This is a genomic window from Brevundimonas sp. (assembly GCF_027484365.1).
Classification (GTDB): domain Bacteria; phylum Pseudomonadota; class Alphaproteobacteria; order Caulobacterales; family Caulobacteraceae; genus Brevundimonas.
In genome coordinates, this window is the sequence record NZ_JAIXTC010000019.1 from 40,400 (window position 1) to 57,755 (window position 17,356).

Consider the following 17,356-nt stretch of genomic DNA (forward strand, 5'->3'; position numbering starts at 1 on the left):
GTCTACTCCGCCGCCAGCAGGGCCGGAGCCATGCGCTGGGCGCTGAGCTCGGCCATGGTCGCGCTGGCGCGCGCGATCGGGTTGTTCAGATAGGGGTCGACCACGGCCGAGGCGAAGGCGACATCGCCCAGTTCGCCCTTCTGGCCCAGGCTCGCCACGTCGAACGACCCGGCCGGGGCCAGATAGTCGATACGGCCGAAGGTCGGGTGATCCGACATCAACTTCGTGCGCAGCTGGTCGAGGGTGTCATACGGCAGGGTATGGCCGACACGTTCCGACAGGGCGCGAAGGATGGCCCAGTCCTCTTTCGCATCGCCCTTCGGGAAGACGGCGCGTTCGCCCATTTGAACCCGGCCCTCGGTGTTGACGTAGAGGCCCGACTTCTCGGTCCAGGCCGCGCCCGGCAGGATGACGTCGGCGGTATGCGCGCCGCGGTCGCCGTGGCTGCCCAGATAGACCTTGAAGGCCTTCGACGGACCGGTCTCGATTTCGTCGGCGCCGAGCAGGAACAGGACATCCACCGCGTCCCGCTGCATCATCTCGTGGGCCGACATGCCGCCGGTCGCAGGCACGAAGCCCATGTCCAGGCCACCGACGCGGGCGGCCGCGTGATGCAGGACGTTGAAGCCGTTCCAGCCGTCCTTCACGACGCCGAGCTTGGCGGCGAGCTTGCCGAGTTGTTGCAGCACCCGGGCGCCGTCCGGGCCCGAGAGAGCGCCCGCGCCGACAACGATGGCCGGACGCTCTGCGTTCGACAGGGCGTCGGATGCGGCCTTCGGCAGCTTCGACAGAGTCTTGGCGCCCCGGCCGACGACGTCGAAGTCATAGGTCAGGTCCGCGGCGTCGCCGATGACGCCGACACGGGTCTTGCCGGCCAGCCAGCTCTTGCGGATCCGCTGGTTCAGCAGCGGCGCCTCGGTGCGCGGATTGACGCCCACCAGCAGGATGGAGTCGGCCTCTTCCAGCCCTTGCAGGCCGGTGTTGAACAGCCAGCCCTCGCGCGGGCCATAGCCGAGGGCCGAGCCGTCCTGGCGGCAGTCGGTGTTGTTCGAGCCCAGGGCGCGGAATAGGTCCAGCGCCGCCTTCATCGATTCCGCGTCCTGAAGATCGCCGGCGATGACGCCGATCCTGTCGGCCGAAGCCGCCGTCAGTTTCGATGCCACGGCGTTCAGCGCCTCGTCCCACGAGGCGGCGCGCAGCTTGCCGTTCTCACGGACATAGGGGCGGTCCAGGCGACGCGCCTGCAGGCCGTCGACGACGTAGCGGCTCTTGTCCGACAGCCACTCCTCGTTGATGCCCTCGTGCACGCGCGGCAGGATCCGCATGACCTCGGCACCCTTGGACTGGGCCGAGATGTTGGAGCCCAGGGCGTCCATGACGTCGATGGTCTCGGTCTTCTTCAGCTCCCACGGACGATAGTGGAACTGCCACGGCCGGTGGGTCAGGGCGCCGACGGGGCAAAGGTCGTTGACGTTGCCCGACAGCTCGGAGTTCACGGCCTGTTCGAGATAGGTCGTGATCTCGGCGTCCTCGCCGCGCGAGATCATGCCGATGTCCGGCACGCCGGCGACTTCACTGATGAAGCGCACGCAACGGGTGCACTGGATGCACCGCGTCATGAAGGTCTTGATGGTCGGACCCATGTGCTTTTCTTCGACCGCGCGCTTGTTCTCCGCATAGCGGGAACCGTCGCGGCCATAGCCCATGGCCTGGTCCTGCAGGTCGCACTCGCCGCCCTGGTCGCAGATCGGGCAATCCAGCGGGTGGTTGATGAGCAGGAACTCCATCACCCCTTCACGCGCCTTCTTCACCATCGGCGTGTCGGTGAAGATCATCTGGCCTTCGGCGGCCGGAAGCGCGCACGAGGCCTGGGGCTTCGGCGGTCCTGGCTTCACCTCGACCAGGCACATGCGACAGTTGCCGGCGATCGACAGTCGCTCGTGATAGCAGAAACGCGGGATCTCGTGCCCGGCGCGCTCGGCGACCTGGAGCACGGTCATGCCGGGCTCGAACTCGACATCGACGCCGTTGACCTTGGCGACGGGCATCAGCGGACCTCTTCTTCAGCGCGAACGACCTCGGCGGCCGTCTGCGTCGTGCCGTCAGGCAGCGTTTGGGTGATCTCGATCTCGTCGCCGCGCATGGCGTAGCGCACGACCGGATCGCCGGACTCATTCATCCACCGCACGGAGGCGGGGTCGGGCAGATCCAGCGGCTTCCACACGACGAGACCATCGGCCGCGCGGCACTGGGCCTTCATCAGGCCGCCGTCAACCGGCGCGCGCCACTGGGCAGTCAGCACGTCGCCTTCGGTCCCCGTCAGTTCGATCGCAGTGATTTCCTGTCCATGGATGGCGGCGAGGCCGGCCTTGCAGACCCGGCGCAGGTCGACCGCCGTCAGCACCGCCGGCGTCTGCGCCACGGCGTCGGACACCGGCGCCTCGGCGGCGACGATCTCGGTCGGCGTCGGCCCGGCCGTCTCCGGCGCCGGGTTGCAGGCGGCCAGGGTGGTCAGCGCTAAGGACAGGATGAGCACAGGCCGCATCCCCTACTCTGCCGCAATGGCATGGCCGGCGAAATTCGCGCGGCGCGAGCGGTAGGCCGAGATACGGTCCTCGATCTCGTGACGGAAGTGACGGATCAGACCCTGAACCGGCCAGGCGGCGGCGTCGCCGAGGGCGCAGATGGTGTGACCCTCGACCTGGCCGGCGACGTCGAGCAGCAGGTCGATCTCCGACGGATCGGCCTCGCCCACGGCCATCCGTTCCAGCACGCGCCACATCCAGCCCGTGCCCTCGCGGCAGGGCGTGCACTGGCCGCAGCTCTCATGCTTGTAGAAATAGCTGATCCGGGCGATCGCCTTCACGAGGTCGGTCGACTCGTCCATGACGATGACGGCCGCGGTGCCCAGGCCCGACTTCATGTCGCGCAGACTGTCGAAGTCCATCAGCGCCGTCTCGGACATCTCGCGCGTGATCAGCGGAACGGAAACCCCGCCCGGGATCACGGCCTTCAGATTGCCCCAGCCGCCGCGAACGCCGCCGCAATGCTCTTCCAGCAGCTGGCGCAGCGGGATCGACATGGCCTCTTCGACATTGCACGGGCGGTTCACATGGCCCGAGATCGACATCAGCTTGGTGCCGGTATTGTTGGCCCGGCCGAAGCCGGCGAACCAGTCGGCCCCGCGACGCAAGATTGTGCCGACGACGGCGATCGACTCGACATTGTTCACCGTGGTCGGGCAGCCGTACAGGCCGGCGCCGGCCGGGAATGGCGGCTTCAGGCGCGGCTGGCCCTTCTTGCCCTCCAGGCTTTCCAGCAGGGCCGTCTCTTCGCCGCAGATGTAGGCGCCGGCGCCATGGTGAATATAGACGTCGAAGTCCCAGCCATGGATGTTGTTCTTGCCGATCAGCTTCGCCTCATAGGCCTGCTTGACCGCCGCCTCCATGCGCTCGCGCTCGAGCACATATTCGCCGCGCAGATAGATGTAGCAGGCGTGGGCCTGCATCGCGAAGGAGGCGATCAAACAGCCTTCGATCAGCAGATGGGGATCATGGCGCATGATCTCCCGGTCCTTGCAGGTCCCCGGCTCGGACTCGTCGGCGTTGACGACCAGATAGTGGGGACGATCCTTCAGCTCCTTCGGCATGAAGGACCACTTCAGACCCGTCGAGAAGCCGGCGCCGCCGCGTCCGCGCAGGCCCGAGTTCTTGACGTTAGTGATGAGCCAGTCGCGGCCCATGTCCAGCATGTCCTTGGTCGCGTTCCAGCAGCCGCGGGTCTTCGCGCCCTCGAGGCCCCAGTCCTGGAGCCCGTACAGGTTGGTGAAGATGCGATCCTTGTCTTGCAGCAGGCCGGCCATCAGCGGGTTCCCTCCACGACCTGAGCCGCCGACGCCCTTGCCGCGCGGGCGCGAGAGTTCGCTGCGGCGATCGCCCGTCTGGCGCTCGCTGGGCGGAGGCGGACGCTGGCCGCCTGAGTTCGTAGGTGTCTGATCAGGCGCATTCGGGGAACCGGCGGGAGGAGACGGAAGTGACGGTGCGGCGGGCGACGCAGGGGCAGGCTGTGCCGGAACCCCGCCCAGAGGCAGGGCGCCGGCGCCCATGAGATTGGCCATAAACAGGCCGGCGACGCCGCGCTTCGGTTGTTTCGATGTCACGACGGTCCCCCGAACGTCTTGAGATCACGAACACTGCACCGGTCATCGGACAATCACGCGACGGTTCGCCAAAGGCGGGACGCAAGTCGCTCATTGTGCGCCTCCGTCCAGCTCGGCCATGCGACGGCGGTGATAGCGGGTGCGCAGGAAGATGGCGGCCAGCATCAGGGCCCATCCGGCCGCCAGCGCCGCATAGCCTGCCATCTGCACGATTTCGGAGAGCCCGCCAGCGCGTGTCGCGCCCCAGACCAGAATGGCCCCGAGCAGCACCAGGCCGAAGCCCGCCAGCCGCTGGTTGCGGCCCACGGCGCGGATTTCCGCACGATAGGCTGCCACCTTCTCGTCGGTCCTCTCGTCGGTCATGCCCTGACCTCGCCCGAGCCGCAGATTGCTGGTTGAGCGCCCATATCACTTGTCGCCCTTGGGCTTGCGCACCCGTCCGGCCAGCCCGATGGCGATGAACGCAATACCGATCGCGAGAAAGGCCGCGTTGTTGTCCCCGGACAGCCCGAGCACGAAAAACACGAACCCGATCGCGAAGAAGGCGTCGGTGTTCTTCAGGGATTGGCCCGACTTGGGATCGACAGGTTCGGTCACGCCGTCACCGGCTCGGAGTTCGGGAGTTTCTTGATCTTCTTGGCGGCCGAGCCGTCATACAGCTTCGGATCGGTCAGGGTCAGGGCCCCGCCCTCCGGCGCCGAGTTGACGCGATCGACGCGCGGACCCGGCTTCGGCGTCTTGCCCGCCGCGAAGTCGTCGATGATCTGGTTCATGTCCGAGGCCGTCAGGTCCTCGAAATAGTAGTCGTTGATCATGGCCATCGGCGCGTTGACGCAGGCGCCCAGGCACTCGACCTCTTCCCAGTAGAATTTGCCGTCGGCCGACAGGGTCTGTTTCGGACCGATCCGGTTCTTGCAGACCTTCATCAGCTCACCCGAGCCGCGCAGCATGCAGGGCGTCGTGCCGCACACCTGGATCAGGGCGGCCGAACCCACCGGCTCCAGCATGAACATCGTGTAGAAGGTCGCGACCTCCAGCACCCGGATGTAGGCCATGTCGAGCTTGTCGGCGATGGCGCGGATGGCGGGCTCGGAGACCCAGCCCTCCTGCTTCTGCACCAGCCACAGCATCGGAATCACGGCCGAGCGCGCGCGGTCCGCCGGATATTTGGCGATCCACCAGTCGACCTTCTTCATCGTCTCCTTCGAGAAGGCGAATGAGGCTGGCTGTTCCTTGGCGAGGCGGCGAACGCTCATCGGTCCACTTCTCCGAAAACGATGTCGAGCGAGCCGAGGATGGCGGAGACGTCGGCCAGCATGTGGCCGCGGTTCATCCAGTCCATCGCCTGCAGGTGACGGAAGCCGGGGGCCGAGATCTTCACCCGGTACGGCTTGTTGGTGCCGTCGGACACCAGATAGATGCCGAACTCGCCCTTGGGCGCCTCGACAGAGGCGTAGACCTCGCCGGCCGGGGTGTGGAAGCCTTCGGTATAGAGTTTGAAGTGATGGATCAGGGCTTCCATCGACCGCTTCATCTCGCCGCGCTTGGGCGGAACGATCTTGTTGTCCTCGACCATGACCGGATCGCCGGGACAGTTCCGGAGCTTGTGGATGCACTGCTCCATGATGTGCACCGACTGCTTCATCTCCTCGATGCGCACGAGGTAGCGGTCCCAGCAGTCGCCGTTCTTGCCGACGACGATGTCGAACTCCAGCTCGGCATAGCATTCGTAGGGCTGCGACTTGCGCAGGTCCCAGGCGATGTCGGACCCGCGCAGCATGACCCCGGAGAAGCCCCACTGCTGGGCCTGCGCCTTGGTCACCACGCCGATGTCGACATTCCGCTGCTTGAAGATGCGGTTCTCGGTGACGAGGCTCTCGATGTCCTTCAGCGCCGCCGGGAATTCGGCGCACCAGCGTCCGATGTCGTCGATCAGGGCCATCGGCAGGTCCTGGTGGACGCCGCCCGGCCGGAAATAGTTGGCGTGCAGACGCGCGCCACAGGCCCGCTCGTAGAAGACCATGAGCTTCTCGCGCTCCTCGAAGCCCCACAGCGGGGGCGTCAGGGCGCCGACGTCCAGGGCCTGGGTCGTCACATTGAGCATGTGCGACAGGATGCGGCCGATTTCCGAATACAGGACCCGGATCAACTGGGCGCGGTAAGGGACCTCGATCTCGAGCAGCCGCTCGATGGCCAGGCAGAAGGCGTGCTCCTGGTTCATCGGGGCGACATAGTCGAGCCGGTCCAGATAAGGCACGTTCTGGAGGTAGGTGCGCGCCTCCATCAGCTTCTCGGTGCCGCGGTGCAGCAGGCCGATGTGCGGATCGACGCGCTCGACCACCTCGCCGTCCAGCTCCAGCACCAGACGCAGCACGCCGTGGGCGGCCGGATGTTGCGGGCCGAAGTTGATGGTGAACTTGCGGTCGTCCATCTCGCGCGCGTGCGCGGTCAGACCGTCGTCGAAGACGCCCATGTCGTGGGACATATGGCCCAGGTCGTCCGTGACGAGGTCGAGGTCGGCGCGGGCGGGCGTCTCGTTCGCGATGGTGTGTCCGTCAGCCATCAGGCCTTGCCTCCCGAAGGCGTTCCGGCCGAGCCGACGGCCTTCTCGTCGCCCGGAAGGACCGGGGCCGGATACTCCGCGCCTTCCCAGGGGGACAGGAAGTCGAAGTTGCGGAATTCCTGCGTCAGCTTGACGGGTTCATACACCACCCGCTTCTGCTCCTCGTCGTAGCGGACCTCGACATAACCCGTCATCGGGAAGTCCTTGCGCAGCGGGTGCCCCTGGAAACCGTAGTCGGTCAGGAGCCGGCGCAGGTCCGGGTGGTTCGAGAACAGCATGCCGTACATGTCGAACGCCTCGCGCTCGAACCAGCCGGCCGAGGGATAGACACCGATCACGCTGGGGACGGGCTGGACCTCGTCGGTCGCCACCTTGACCCGGAGGCGGGCGTTCCGCGTCAGGGACAGCAGGTGATAGACCACGTCGAACCGCTCGGCCCGATCCGGATAGTCGACGCCGCAGACGTCCAGCAACTGCTGGAAGCCGAACCGGTCGCGCAGGTCGGTCATGACCTCGACGATCCGGTCACGGTGGCAGGTGATGGTCAGCTCGCCAAAGGCCACGGTCGCATCGACCTGCAGCTCTGCGACCATTTCCTGACCCAGGGGGGTCAGGGTCTCGGTGTTGCGCGCGACCGTCGCGAGGTGCCCGTTCATCGTTCGATCGTCCCGGTGCGACGGATCTTCTTCTGCAGTTGCAGCAGCCCATAGACCAGCGCCTCCGCCGTCGGCGGACACCCGGGCACATAGGCGTCGACCGGCACGATCCGGTCACAGCCGCGAACCACACTGTAGCTGTAGTGGTAGTAGCCGCCGCCGTTGGCGCACGAGCCCATGGACAGGACATAGCGCGGGTCCGGCATCTGGTCGTAGACCTTGCGGAGCGCCGGAGCCATCTTGTTGGTCAGGGTGCCGGCGACGATCATCAGGTCCGACTGACGCGGGCTGCCGCGCGGCGCCATGCCGAACCGCTCCAGATCATAGCGCGGCATCGAGGCCTGGATCATCTCCACGGCGCAGCAGGCGAGGCCGAAGGTCATCCACATCAGCGAACCCGTGCGGGCCCAGTTGATGACGTCATCCAGCGACGCGGTCAGGAAGCCCTGCTCGGCAATCTCGGTGTTGACCGCCTCGAAGAACTTGTCGTGCAGCTTGGGGTCATAGCCCTGGACCGTCGACCGCGCGCCTTGGCCGAAGGCCGTCGGCAGCGGGGACGAGGGAGCGATCAGGCCGCCTGAGGGGGGAGAGATCACTGCCATTCCAGCGCGCCCTTCTTCCATTCGTAGATGAAGCCGACGGTCAGGACGCCCAGGAAGGCCATCATCGACCAGAAGGCGAAGATCATGCCGCCGCGGGTCAGGTCGAAGATCGACACCGCCCAGGGGAACAGGAAGGCCACTTCGAGGTCGAAGATGATGAACAGGATCGACACGAGATAGAACCGCACGTCGAACTTCATCCGGGCGTCATCGAAGGCGTTGAACCCGCATTCATAGGCCGAGAGCTTCTCCGAGTCGGGGCTGGTCGGCGCCATCGCCCACGAGGCGACCATGAAGCCGACGCCGATGATCGCGGCGATGCCCACGAAGATCACGATCGGCAGATACTGAAGAAGAAATGCGTTCATTGGATACGTCCACGCCGCGAGGGAGGGCGGCGGATTCGGCGCTTTCTAGACCCAACCTTGGCCCGGTTCAAACCCAAGCGACCAAAGGTTTTTTCTTGCGAGCGGTTCGCAGAAGTCAGCGGCTGCGGCCGCGCTCTGCAGGCCGTTTCAGGCAACAGAGAAATCTGTCGCAATCCGCCAGATCGTCGCTTGACACCCGGGGGACCCCCCGCCTAAACGACGCCCCTCGCCGCGACGGAAACGCCGCAGCGGGAAACGCGGGTGTAGCTCAGTTGGTTAGAGTGCCGGCCTGTCACGCCGGAGGTCGCGGGTTCGAGTCCCGTCACTCGCGCCACTTTCTGTGATTGCAGAAAGTGGCGCGTCCGCCCCCTTCCATATCCCTGCACAACCAACCCAAAGCCGTCAGTTGCGTCATGTCGATGCACAGGACTCCGTGCAGCCAGGTCCGGGTCAGGCGCGTCGATCGGGCGTCATGCGTCAAGGGATGCAATTCAGGAACGACGCACCGGCCAGGCTGCCTCTTCGGGCCCGAGGCCTGACCCGCCTAGAACAGACGCTCGCGAATCCGGATGGTGTCGCCAGGCGCGACCCGGGTCGACGTCGTCAGGGGAACCTCCTGCTCCCGGTCGGCGTCGGCGCGCTTGATGAAGACCCGTCTGTTGTCGGCGCGGTAGGTAAAGCCTCCCGCCGTCGCCACGGCGTTCAGCACCGTCAGGCTGTTGGTGTAGGGGTATTCTCCCGGAGCGTTGACCTCGCCCAGGATGTAGAATGGGCGATAGTTCAGCACCTCGGCGCTGACCCTGGGCTCGGTGATGAAGCCGTTGCGCAGGGCCTCGGCGACCTCGGCCTGAAACTCCGAGATGGTCAGGCCGCCCGCCCGGGTCTCTCCGATCAGCGGCAGGGAGATCTTCCCGTTGCCGCCGACGAGAAATTCTCCGGTCAGGGCGGCTTCCCCGAACACCGTCACCCGGACCTTGTCCGCCACGCCGAGGCGATACTCCTCAAGCAGCCTCGCCACTTCGGGATCATTCTCGGACCCTGCCGTGACGCCGGACGCCATCACCCCCTGGGCGCAGGATGACAGGACCATCGCCAGGACCAGCCCCACCGTGGCCGCCCACACCAGTCGAAACATCTGATCCCTCCCGCAGATCCGAAGCCTAACCCGGCCCGACGTCTCCCGCCACCACCCAAGGCTGAACATCGACCTTTGCTGCAGATGGATCACAGTGTTATCTGCGAAAGGCGGAAAGGGATCCTCGCTTGGCCAAGACAGCAGACTGGCGCGTAGCGGCGGCGGCCCTTCTGGGCGCGTGCGCCGCAGCAGGCTGTTCGGCAGCGGCGATCGCGCTCGCCTGGCCGGAGACCCGGATCGCCGGGTGGCTCGGACTGGCGCCCTCGTTTGAAGCGAGGGCGTCCAGCAGCGCCGCCGGAGCGGCCGATCACCCGAACCTGGCCCGAATCGCCCGCGTCGAAACGATGACGTCATTGAGCCAGGCGCCCGCCAACCCGACCGCCTGGCTGCGCCTCGCATTCCTCGACAGTCTCCAGCCGCAAGGGCTTGGCGAGGCGGGAAACCGCGCCCTGGCCGCCTCCTACGCCGTCGCGCCCTACGGTCCCGACGACACCGGATGGCGGCTGGTCTTTGCATTCAATCACTGGGCCGAGGTCGATCGTTCCAACCGGTTGCTTGTTCTCGATGAACTCAGGGCGACGCCCTTCCCCTACTCCCCGGGCGATCTGCAGAACGCCATCTCCGATCCCGCGGGCCGGCTCGCGCTGGCGCTGGCGCTCGACACGATCCGCCGGAACGGTGAGACCGGACCGTCGGGCGCGCCATGAGTTGAGACAGAGTCTCCTTTCGGCCACAGCCCCTGCCGATCCGATGTTGCACCGCGAAGCAATGCCCCTTCATGGTTTAAAACCATCGCTATATATAATAGCGTTCTCCGGGACTGCAGAGGGGCGCCGGCATGAAGCAGAGCATTCTGAGGGCGAGAGCGCTGGTGGCTGCCGGGCTGGTGGCCCTGTCCGCCGGGATCGCGTTTGGCGCACCCCAGGTTGCAGGGGTGGTTCAGGACGGCGCCGGATCCGACATCACTGCCGAGGCCCTCGCGGCCCAGATCGTCACCGCCTCAGAGGCCGCCGCGACCGAGGCCGCCGCAGGCGTCGATACTGAAGCTGTCGCCGACGCCGCGACCGCCGAGGCGGCGGCCCTGGGCCTCTCGCCGGAAGCCACTGCCGCATTCGTCCAGTCGGCGATTGCGAACGCCATCAATGCTGCGGTGACCCTGGCCGTGCAGAACGCCATCGCAACCACCATCAGCGCCTCGGGCGCGACCCAGGCGGTCGCGACCGCCGCTGTCGCCAGCGCCTCGGCCACACTGGCGGCGTCTCCGGTCATCGCGGCCGTGGCGCCGGGCGCCGCCACGGCTGTTGCCGCTGCTGTCACGGTGGTCGCCACCGCTGTCCAGAACGCTGCGGCGCAGCAGACCAGTCAGCCGTCATCCACGAATACCGCGACCAACGGCACCCCGCCTCCGGTCGTCACCGTGGTGGTCTACCGCGGCTAGGACAGACCGCCTGAATTCATTCGCCGGTTCTTGTCGCGTGGACGGGCTGAACTTCGAGTGCCTCTCCCGACCCTGTCGCCAGTCTACCGAGGGTAAAATGTTCAACGTTCTGAAGAGCCTGGCCGCATCGGTTTCCGCCGGATCGCTGGCGCTGGCCTCCGGCGCGGTCAACGCCCAGATCGTTCCGACCGCAGCCGGCCAACTCGACCAGACCGAGGACGCCGGGGTCGATAATTTCTCGCGGAACCGCAATACGGCGGTGTCCCAGCGGCTGCGGCCTGACTACGAGGCGCTCGGTCTTCGCGCCGGCGCCTTCCTCGTCTATCCGCGTCTCGAACTGTCGGCGGAGACCAACAGCAATATCTATGCGACGGGCGCCGGCGAGGTCGATGACACGATCCTGCACCTTCGGCCGGAACTGGTCGTGGAGTCTGGCTGGTCCCGGCATTTCCTGTCCGCCTATGCCCGTGGCTCGATCAACCGCTACGCTGACAATGGGGACGAGAACACTGAAGAACTCGGGATCGGAACCGCCGGCCGCGTCGATGTGACACGCCAGGCCAACATCGGGTTCGGCGCCGATTACCTCAGCGCGTTCGAGCCTCGCACCGCGCCCACCGCTCCGCGGAATGCCGTCGCCCCGACCGAACTCGACACGGTCCAGACCTATCTCAGCGCCTCGCGGTCGGCCGGCAATGTCAAACTCACCGGTCGCGCGGACTGGCGCGCCTACGACTACGCCGACGGGCGCGACGGCCTCGGCGCCGTCATCGACCAGGACAACCGGGACCGTGACGTGGCCAGTCTGTCCGGTCGTGTCGATTTCGCGATCAGCCCGGACACCGCCTTCTTCTTCCAGGCCACAGGCAATACGCGGACCTATGACACGGCCTCAACGGCGGCCGCGCCCAATCGCGATTCCAGCGGTTCCGAGTTTCTGTTCGGCGCCAATTTCGAACTCAGCGCCGTCGTGCGCGGCGAGATGGCCGCAGGCTATCTCCAGCAGGATTTCGACGAGGCCGCCTTCGATGACGTCCAGGGATTCGGCGCGCGCGCCCGGCTCGAGTGGTTCCCGTCCGAGCTCACTACGATCAATGTCGCCGCGGGCCGGACGGTCGAGGACACCCCCATAACCGGTGTCGGCGCTTTTGTGTCCAGCAGCGCGAGCGTCGGACTGGATCACGAACTGCTGCGGAACGTCATCCTCAACGCCAGGCTCACGTGGAGCCGGGACGAGTACGAAGGCGTGGATCGGGAAGACACACGCCTCGGGGCCAATATCGGCGGCACCTATCTGATCAATCGCAATCTGGGTGTGAACGCGAGCGTCTCGACCCTGGACAGCGAATCCACAGGCGCCGCGCGTGACCAGGACTTCAGGGTCAACAAGCTGGCCATCGCCCTGGTCGCCCAGTTCTGATCCCGGACACGGTCCGGCCGCCACAGTGAAACGCGTCAGATGAACCAGCCTTTCGAGTTCCGCGGCCTGAACGCCCGGCCTGTCGCGGAAGCGCCCGGATTTGACGATGGCCAGGGTTGGTCAGGCGCCGCCGGCGCCCGGATCGTCGACCTCCACCACCTGCTGGCCACCTTCCGGCGTCGGCTGAAGCTGTTCCTCGCCGTTGCCCTGCTGGTGTTCATCATCGCCCTGGTGGTCACCCTGAAGGCGACGCCGCTCTACACCGCGACCGCCAGTGTGATGATCGACAACCGAACCGAGCAGGTCGTCGATTCCCAGGCCGTCCTCTCCGGGCTGCCGGCCGACACAGCGACGGTCGATACCGAGGTGGAGGTGCTCAGGTCCCGACAACTGGCGGAACGTGTCGTCGAGGCGCTCGCGCTGGATGAAGACCCCGAGTTCAACAGCGCCCTGGCCGCTCCGGGACTTGCGGACCGGATCAGCAACAGCATCGACGCGATGTTCGCGGCCTCGGCGCCCGACAAGGCCAGATCGCGACTGACCGGGATCGAAACCCAGAGACAGCGCGAGCGGGTCGTGGACACGGTTCGCGAGCGTCTCGTCATCCGGCGCGTGGGCCTGACCTACGTCATGGGTGTCAGCTTCACCTCGCCAGACCCGGCCAAGGCGGCCCGGATCGCCAACGCCTTCGCCCAGAATTATCTCCTCGAACAGCTTCAGGCCAAGTTCGAGGCCACGCGCCAGGCCAATGCCTGGCTCAACACCCGGCTGGACGATCTGCGGGGCGAGGTCATCCAGGCCGAAGCGGCCGTCGAACAGTACCGCAACGCCAACAACCTGCTCAGCGCCTCGGGGGCGACCCTCACCGAGCAGGAAATCTCGACCTACAACACCCAGCTGGCGACCGTGCGGGCGCAGCAGGCCGAGGACGAGGCCCGCCTTTCGACCGCTCGCGCCCAGATGGCGCGCGGATCGACCGGCGACGATGTCGGAGAGGCCCTCGGTTCGACCGTCGTTCAACAGCTCCGGGCACGGCGCGCCGAGGTCAGCGGTCGCGTGGCGGACCTGTCCAGCCGTTACGGTCCCCGCCACCCGGACATGGTGCGCGCGAACCGGGAGCTCGCCGACATCGACAGCCAGATCCAGGCCGAGATCGAACGGATCGTGTCCAACCTGGAGGCCCGCGTCCAGGTCGCACGGCAGCGCACAGCCTCCATGCAGGGCAGCCTTTCGGGCGCACGGGGCACCCTCGCCGCCAACAACAACGCGGGCGTCCGGTTGAACGAACTCCAGCGCAATGCAGAGGCGTCGCGGACCCTCTATCAAGGGCTCCTGGACCGCTTCAAGGAAACGACCAGCCAGGAGGGTCTGGAGGAATCGGACGCCCGGATCGTGTCCAGGGCGATCATCCCGGGCAGCCCCAGTTCACCCAATGTGCCGCTGAACCTCGGCCTCGGCCTTGTTCTGGCCATGGGCGCGGGTCTGGCCGTGGTGGTTCTGGCCGAGATGCTCGATGCGGGCCTCGCCACCGGAGAGGATGTCGAGACCCGGCTCGGCATGCCTCACATCGGTTCAGTCCCGCTGGTGTCCTCCGTGGCCGATGCCCGGGATCGCCACCTCAGCCCCGCCGACTATTTGCTGGACAAGCCCCTCTCGGCCTTCGCGGAAGCCATCCGGGCGCTCCGGACCTCCATCCTTTTCTCTCGCGTCGGACACCCGGTACGCCTGATCGCGGTGACCTCGACCCTGCCCGGCGAGGGCAAGACGACGACGGCCGTCTGTCTCGCGCGTTCGGCCGCCCAGGCCGGTCAGAAGGTGGTGATCATCGACTGCGATCTGCGTCGACGCGCGGTCAACAAGCTCCTGGGAATCGATCCCGAGGTCGGATTGCTCGAGGTGCTGAACGGTACGGCGACGCTCGAGACCGCCCTGTATTCCGACGACGCTTCGGGCGCCTGGGTGCTGCCCCTGACCCCGGCCAGTTTCACGCCCAGGGACGTCTTCAACTCCCCGGCCATGGACGCCCTGCTCACGCGCCTCGGCGAGAATTTTGACCTTGTAATCATCGACACGGCGCCGGTGCTTGCGGTCGCTGACACCCGCATCCTGGCGGCCAGGACCGATGCCGTCGTGTTCCTGACCCGCTGGCGCGCCACGCCCCGGAAGGCGGTCGGAGCCTCGCTCAAGCTTCTGGACCAGGCGGGCGCCCATGTCGCAGGCGTCGCCCTCGTCCAGGTCGATATGAAGAGCCAGGCCCGCTACGGCTACGGCGACGCCGGCTACTACTACGGGGCCTACAAGGCCTACTATACGGCCTGATGAGGATGGGTCCGCGCGCGCGACCGGCGGGATCGGACTTCCCCGACTGGACGTCGCCGGCGCTTTCATCGGCCTTGCGCAGGGCCGCGCCCGGCCTCGTTCCGGCAACCATTTTCCTGGCCCATTTCTTCTACGGGGCTGCGCTTGATCTGCCGGCCCTGGTCCTGTTCGCGGGCTTGTCGGCCATGGCGTCGATCGCCCTCATGTTCGGGCGGGAGCGGGCGGAACTGGCGCGCCTTACGCCGACGGGGACCATCCTGGCGCTGTTTGCGGCCGTGGTTCTCGTAGCCGCCTGGACCCTGACGCCGGCCGTGCCCGGAGGCCCCCATCCGATCTGGGACTGGGCGGGACTGCCGCCGGCCGCCACCATGAACAGGTCAGCGACCGTCATCGAGATCCTCAAGCTGCTGGGCCTCGGCAGCGTCTTCGTCCTGGGCTGTCTGCTGGGGGCGACATCTGAGCGAGGCCGGGCCACGATCGGCCTCATCCTGGCTCTCGGAGGCCTCTATGCCCTGGTGTCCCTCGGGCTGTTCGTCAGCGGGAGTCAGATCGCATCCGGCGGCGGACGTCTGGCCGGCGGCTTCTACACCCCCAATGTCGCCGGCGCCCAGTTCGGCGTCCTTCTCATCCTGTCCTCGGCCTGGATGGTGCGACAGTGGCGCCGGTCGTCAGGTCAGACGCCCACCGACCGCATCACTGTGCTGGCTCCCGTTGCGGCCCTGCTCATCCTTTTCCTCGCGTGCCTGCTCCTGACGGCATCGCGGGCCGCGATTACGGCCACCCTTGTGGCGGCGCTGATATTCCTCGGGGGGTCGGCTCTGGATGATCGCCGGTCCCGCTGGCCCCTCCTGGCGCTCGGCGGGCTCTCGATCCTGGTGGCGGTCCTCTTTCTGGCTCAGGGAAACACCCTGTTTGCCGACCGCTTCGGCCTGCTGGCGCAGGCCGACGGCACCCGTTCGATCGTTGCGGCGGCCCATTGGCGCGCCTTCCTCGACGCTCCGCTACTGGGCTACGGGCTCGGGAGCTACCCGCAGGTCAACAACCAGATCATGACCGCCGCCAACGCCCCGGCCCTGTCCGTCAGCGTGATCCAGCACAACGCCTATCTGCAGTGGCTGGAAGAGGCCGGCCTTCTGGGCGCGACGCCCATGTTCGCCCTCATAGGCGTCATCCTCGGGGTGACCGCCTGGCGGGCGATTCGCCGTCCCCGGAACCGCACGCTGGTCGCCGGTCTGCTGAGCGCTTCGCTGGTCGTTCTCCTTCATGCCGCTGTGGACGTCCCGCTCAACACTCCGTCGTTCGAAGCCTTCTGGTGCCTGTTGCTCGGCCTCGGCTTTGCCCTGTCCCAGGCGCAACCCCGGTCCTTCAGCACGCGATCCTTCGGCGCTCGTCACCTGGTGCCCCCGCCATGAGCATGCCCGCCACAGTCCCGTTTTCAGCCTCCCTTGACCGCCAGGCCGCCCAGGTCCGGCGTGCCTTGCGTCATCCGGGTACCGGGTCGCGCCGATGACGGCTTCAAGGCTGACCTCCGATCCAGACGCGCCGAGGTCCCTGAAGGCGCGGGTCAAGGCGCTGGGGATGCGGATCCGTGGCTGGGCCTCGACCGAGGCGGGAGGCTGGACCATCGTCGGCGTACTGCTGGTTTGTGCGCTTGCGGCCGCCGCCGCCTCCATCATCCTGCCGAAGATCAATGCCGCCAGGCCGATCCCCACCACCCCGACGCCTCTGGATGGGGCCTCCGCATCTGCCGAGGCCAGGATCATCGAGGACTTCACCCTGGCTCCGGAGGCGGTGCAGGATATCAGCCGGGACGCCGCTCGCGCCTGGAACGCCGCCCTGCCCTTCTCCACCGATCCGGTCAGGCCGTCGGCCCCGTTTTTCGCCCCTGCGGCCGACACCGAAAGCTATAGCCGGGCGCTCGATTGCCTGACGACGGCCATCTACTATGAGGCGGCGTCGGAAAGCGCTGCGGGTCAGGCCGCCGTGGCCCAGGTCGTGCTCAATCGCGCCCGACATCCCGCCTATCCGCGGACCGTCTGTGGCGTCGTCTTCCAGGGCTCGGAGCGGACCACCGGCTGCCAGTTCAGCTTCACCTGCGATGGAGCCATGAGCCGACCGCCGTCGATCGCGGGCTGGCAGAGGGCCAGGGCCGTGGCCGCAGCCGCCCTGAACGGCCATGTGGCGACCGCCGTCGGGACGGCGACCCACTATCACACCGACTGGGTCGCCCCCTACTGGGCGGCCCGGTTGTCCAAGATCGTCCAGATCGGAACCCATGTCTTCTACCGCTGGAAGGGCGCCTGGGGCCTGCCGGCCGCCTTCCGCGGCGTCTATGCCGGGGCGGAACCGGTCGTGAGCAAGATGGCCGCCCTGTCCACGATCCGGTTCGAGACCCCGGCGGAAGTGCTGGATGTCTCGGTCCCGGCGCCTCTGGATCTGGACGCCGGCCCCGCGTCCGGAAGGATACAGCTGACGTCGCGGCTGTCGCTCCAGGATGCCGGAGCCCCATCGCCCTCCCCGGTCGCCCCGGAGTCTCCGGAGACGCCGCTCCAGACACCGCTGGCGCCGGCGAGCCCGACCGTGGTCCTTCAGCGCGACGCGCCCATCATGGCCGATCCTCTCGCCAATACCGGCACGGCGCAGCCCCGGCAACGCCAGCGGATTGCGACGCCGTCGGGCTGGTAGCAGGGCCGGGC

The 17,356-nt window shown here is 67.0% G+C and carries 17 protein-coding genes and 1 tRNA gene; 7 read left to right on the plus strand and 11 right to left on the minus strand.

Annotation, left to right across the window (positions count from 1 at the left end; all coding sequences use genetic code 11):
- Window positions 1–2: 2 nt before the first annotated feature.
- The 10 genes from nuoG to Q0044_RS09650 all read right to left on the minus strand — a co-directional run bounded on the left by nuoG (window position 3) and on the right by Q0044_RS09650 (window position 8,348).
- The gene (nuoG, locus tag Q0044_RS09605; RefSeq protein ID WP_298161795.1) at window positions 3–2,048 is read right to left on the minus strand and encodes an NADH-quinone oxidoreductase subunit NuoG; all 2,046 of its coding nucleotides are present in this window, start codon (window positions 2,046–2,048) and stop codon (window positions 3–5) included.
- On the minus strand, window positions 2,048–2,545 hold the full coding sequence (locus tag Q0044_RS09610) for a hypothetical protein (protein ID WP_298161798.1): 498 nt from the start codon (window positions 2,543–2,545) through the stop codon (window positions 2,048–2,050). Before Q0044_RS09610 ends, nuoG begins: the two co-directional genes overlap by 1 nt.
- 3 nt (window positions 2,546–2,548) lie before the next feature.
- A complete protein-coding gene (gene nuoF / locus Q0044_RS09615) occupies window positions 2,549–3,862 on the minus strand; it encodes an NADH-quinone oxidoreductase subunit NuoF (protein ID WP_298161799.1) in 1,314 nt (437 codons plus the stop codon).
- A 387-nt stretch (window positions 3,863–4,249) separates the two neighbouring features.
- Window positions 4,250–4,522, minus strand: coding sequence for a hypothetical protein (locus tag Q0044_RS09620; protein WP_298161800.1), 273 nt, complete (start codon window positions 4,520–4,522; stop codon window positions 4,250–4,252).
- A gap of 45 nt (window positions 4,523–4,567) precedes the next feature.
- Window positions 4,568–4,756, minus strand: a complete 189-nt coding sequence (locus tag Q0044_RS09625) for a hypothetical protein (RefSeq protein ID WP_298161801.1) — start codon at window positions 4,754–4,756, stop codon at window positions 4,568–4,570.
- Window positions 4,753–5,415 (minus strand): NADH-quinone oxidoreductase subunit NuoE, encoded by a 663-nt coding sequence (nuoE, locus tag Q0044_RS09630; protein ID WP_298161802.1) that lies wholly within the window; start codon window positions 5,413–5,415, stop codon window positions 4,753–4,755. The genes Q0044_RS09625 and nuoE overlap by 4 nt, the downstream gene beginning before the upstream one ends.
- Window positions 5,412–6,644 (minus strand): NADH-quinone oxidoreductase subunit D, encoded by a 1,233-nt coding sequence (locus Q0044_RS09635; RefSeq protein WP_524536166.1) that lies wholly within the window; start codon window positions 6,642–6,644, stop codon window positions 5,412–5,414. The genes nuoE and Q0044_RS09635 overlap by 4 nt, the downstream gene beginning before the upstream one ends.
- Before the next feature lie 77 nt (window positions 6,645–6,721).
- Complete coding sequence (locus tag Q0044_RS09640; RefSeq protein ID WP_298161804.1) at window positions 6,722–7,378, minus strand: NADH-quinone oxidoreductase subunit C; 657 nt, start codon at window positions 7,376–7,378, stop codon at window positions 6,722–6,724.
- Complete coding sequence (locus Q0044_RS09645) at window positions 7,375–8,001, minus strand: NuoB/complex I 20 kDa subunit family protein (protein WP_298161805.1); 627 nt, start codon at window positions 7,999–8,001, stop codon at window positions 7,375–7,377. Before Q0044_RS09645 ends, Q0044_RS09640 begins: the two co-directional genes overlap by 4 nt.
- A complete protein-coding gene (locus tag Q0044_RS09650) occupies window positions 7,971–8,348 on the minus strand; it encodes an NADH-quinone oxidoreductase subunit A (protein ID WP_298161807.1) in 378 nt (125 codons plus the stop codon). Before Q0044_RS09650 ends, Q0044_RS09645 begins: the two co-directional genes overlap by 31 nt.
- A gap of 257 nt (window positions 8,349–8,605) precedes the next feature.
- On the opposite strand from Q0044_RS09650, the gene Q0044_RS09655 reads away from it, so the two are divergent.
- Window positions 8,606–8,682: transfer RNA gene (locus tag Q0044_RS09655), tRNA-Asp, on the plus strand.
- Between the two features lie 210 nt (window positions 8,683–8,892).
- Here the strand turns inward: Q0044_RS09655 and Q0044_RS09660 are convergent.
- On the minus strand, window positions 8,893–9,483 hold the full coding sequence (locus Q0044_RS09660) for a polysaccharide biosynthesis/export family protein (protein WP_524536162.1): 591 nt from the start codon (window positions 9,481–9,483) through the stop codon (window positions 8,893–8,895).
- A 128-nt stretch (window positions 9,484–9,611) separates the two neighbouring features.
- On the opposite strand from Q0044_RS09660, the gene Q0044_RS09665 reads away from it, so the two are divergent.
- The 6 genes from Q0044_RS09665 to Q0044_RS09690 all read left to right on the plus strand — a co-directional run bounded on the left by Q0044_RS09665 (window position 9,612) and on the right by Q0044_RS09690 (window position 17,345).
- A complete protein-coding gene (locus tag Q0044_RS09665; protein ID WP_298161810.1) occupies window positions 9,612–10,190 on the plus strand; it encodes a hypothetical protein in 579 nt (192 codons plus the stop codon).
- A gap of 131 nt (window positions 10,191–10,321) precedes the next feature.
- Entirely contained in the window at window positions 10,322–10,921 is a 600-nt protein-coding gene (locus tag Q0044_RS09670) for a hypothetical protein (protein WP_298161812.1), read from the plus strand.
- 97 nt (window positions 10,922–11,018) lie between these two features.
- Complete coding sequence (locus Q0044_RS09675) at window positions 11,019–12,341, plus strand: outer membrane beta-barrel protein (protein ID WP_298161814.1); 1,323 nt, start codon at window positions 11,019–11,021, stop codon at window positions 12,339–12,341.
- A gap of 39 nt (window positions 12,342–12,380) precedes the next feature.
- The gene (locus Q0044_RS09680; RefSeq protein WP_298161816.1) at window positions 12,381–14,660 is read left to right on the plus strand and encodes a GumC family protein; all 2,280 of its coding nucleotides are present in this window, start codon (window positions 12,381–12,383) and stop codon (window positions 14,658–14,660) included.
- A gap of 5 nt (window positions 14,661–14,665) precedes the next feature.
- Entirely contained in the window at window positions 14,666–16,072 is a 1,407-nt protein-coding gene (locus Q0044_RS09685) for an O-antigen ligase family protein (RefSeq protein ID WP_298161818.1), read from the plus strand.
- Window positions 16,073–16,166: 94 nt separating this feature from the next.
- The gene (locus tag Q0044_RS09690; protein WP_298161820.1) at window positions 16,167–17,345 is read left to right on the plus strand and encodes a cell wall hydrolase; all 1,179 of its coding nucleotides are present in this window, start codon (window positions 16,167–16,169) and stop codon (window positions 17,343–17,345) included.
- Window positions 17,346–17,356: the final 11 nt, after the last annotated feature.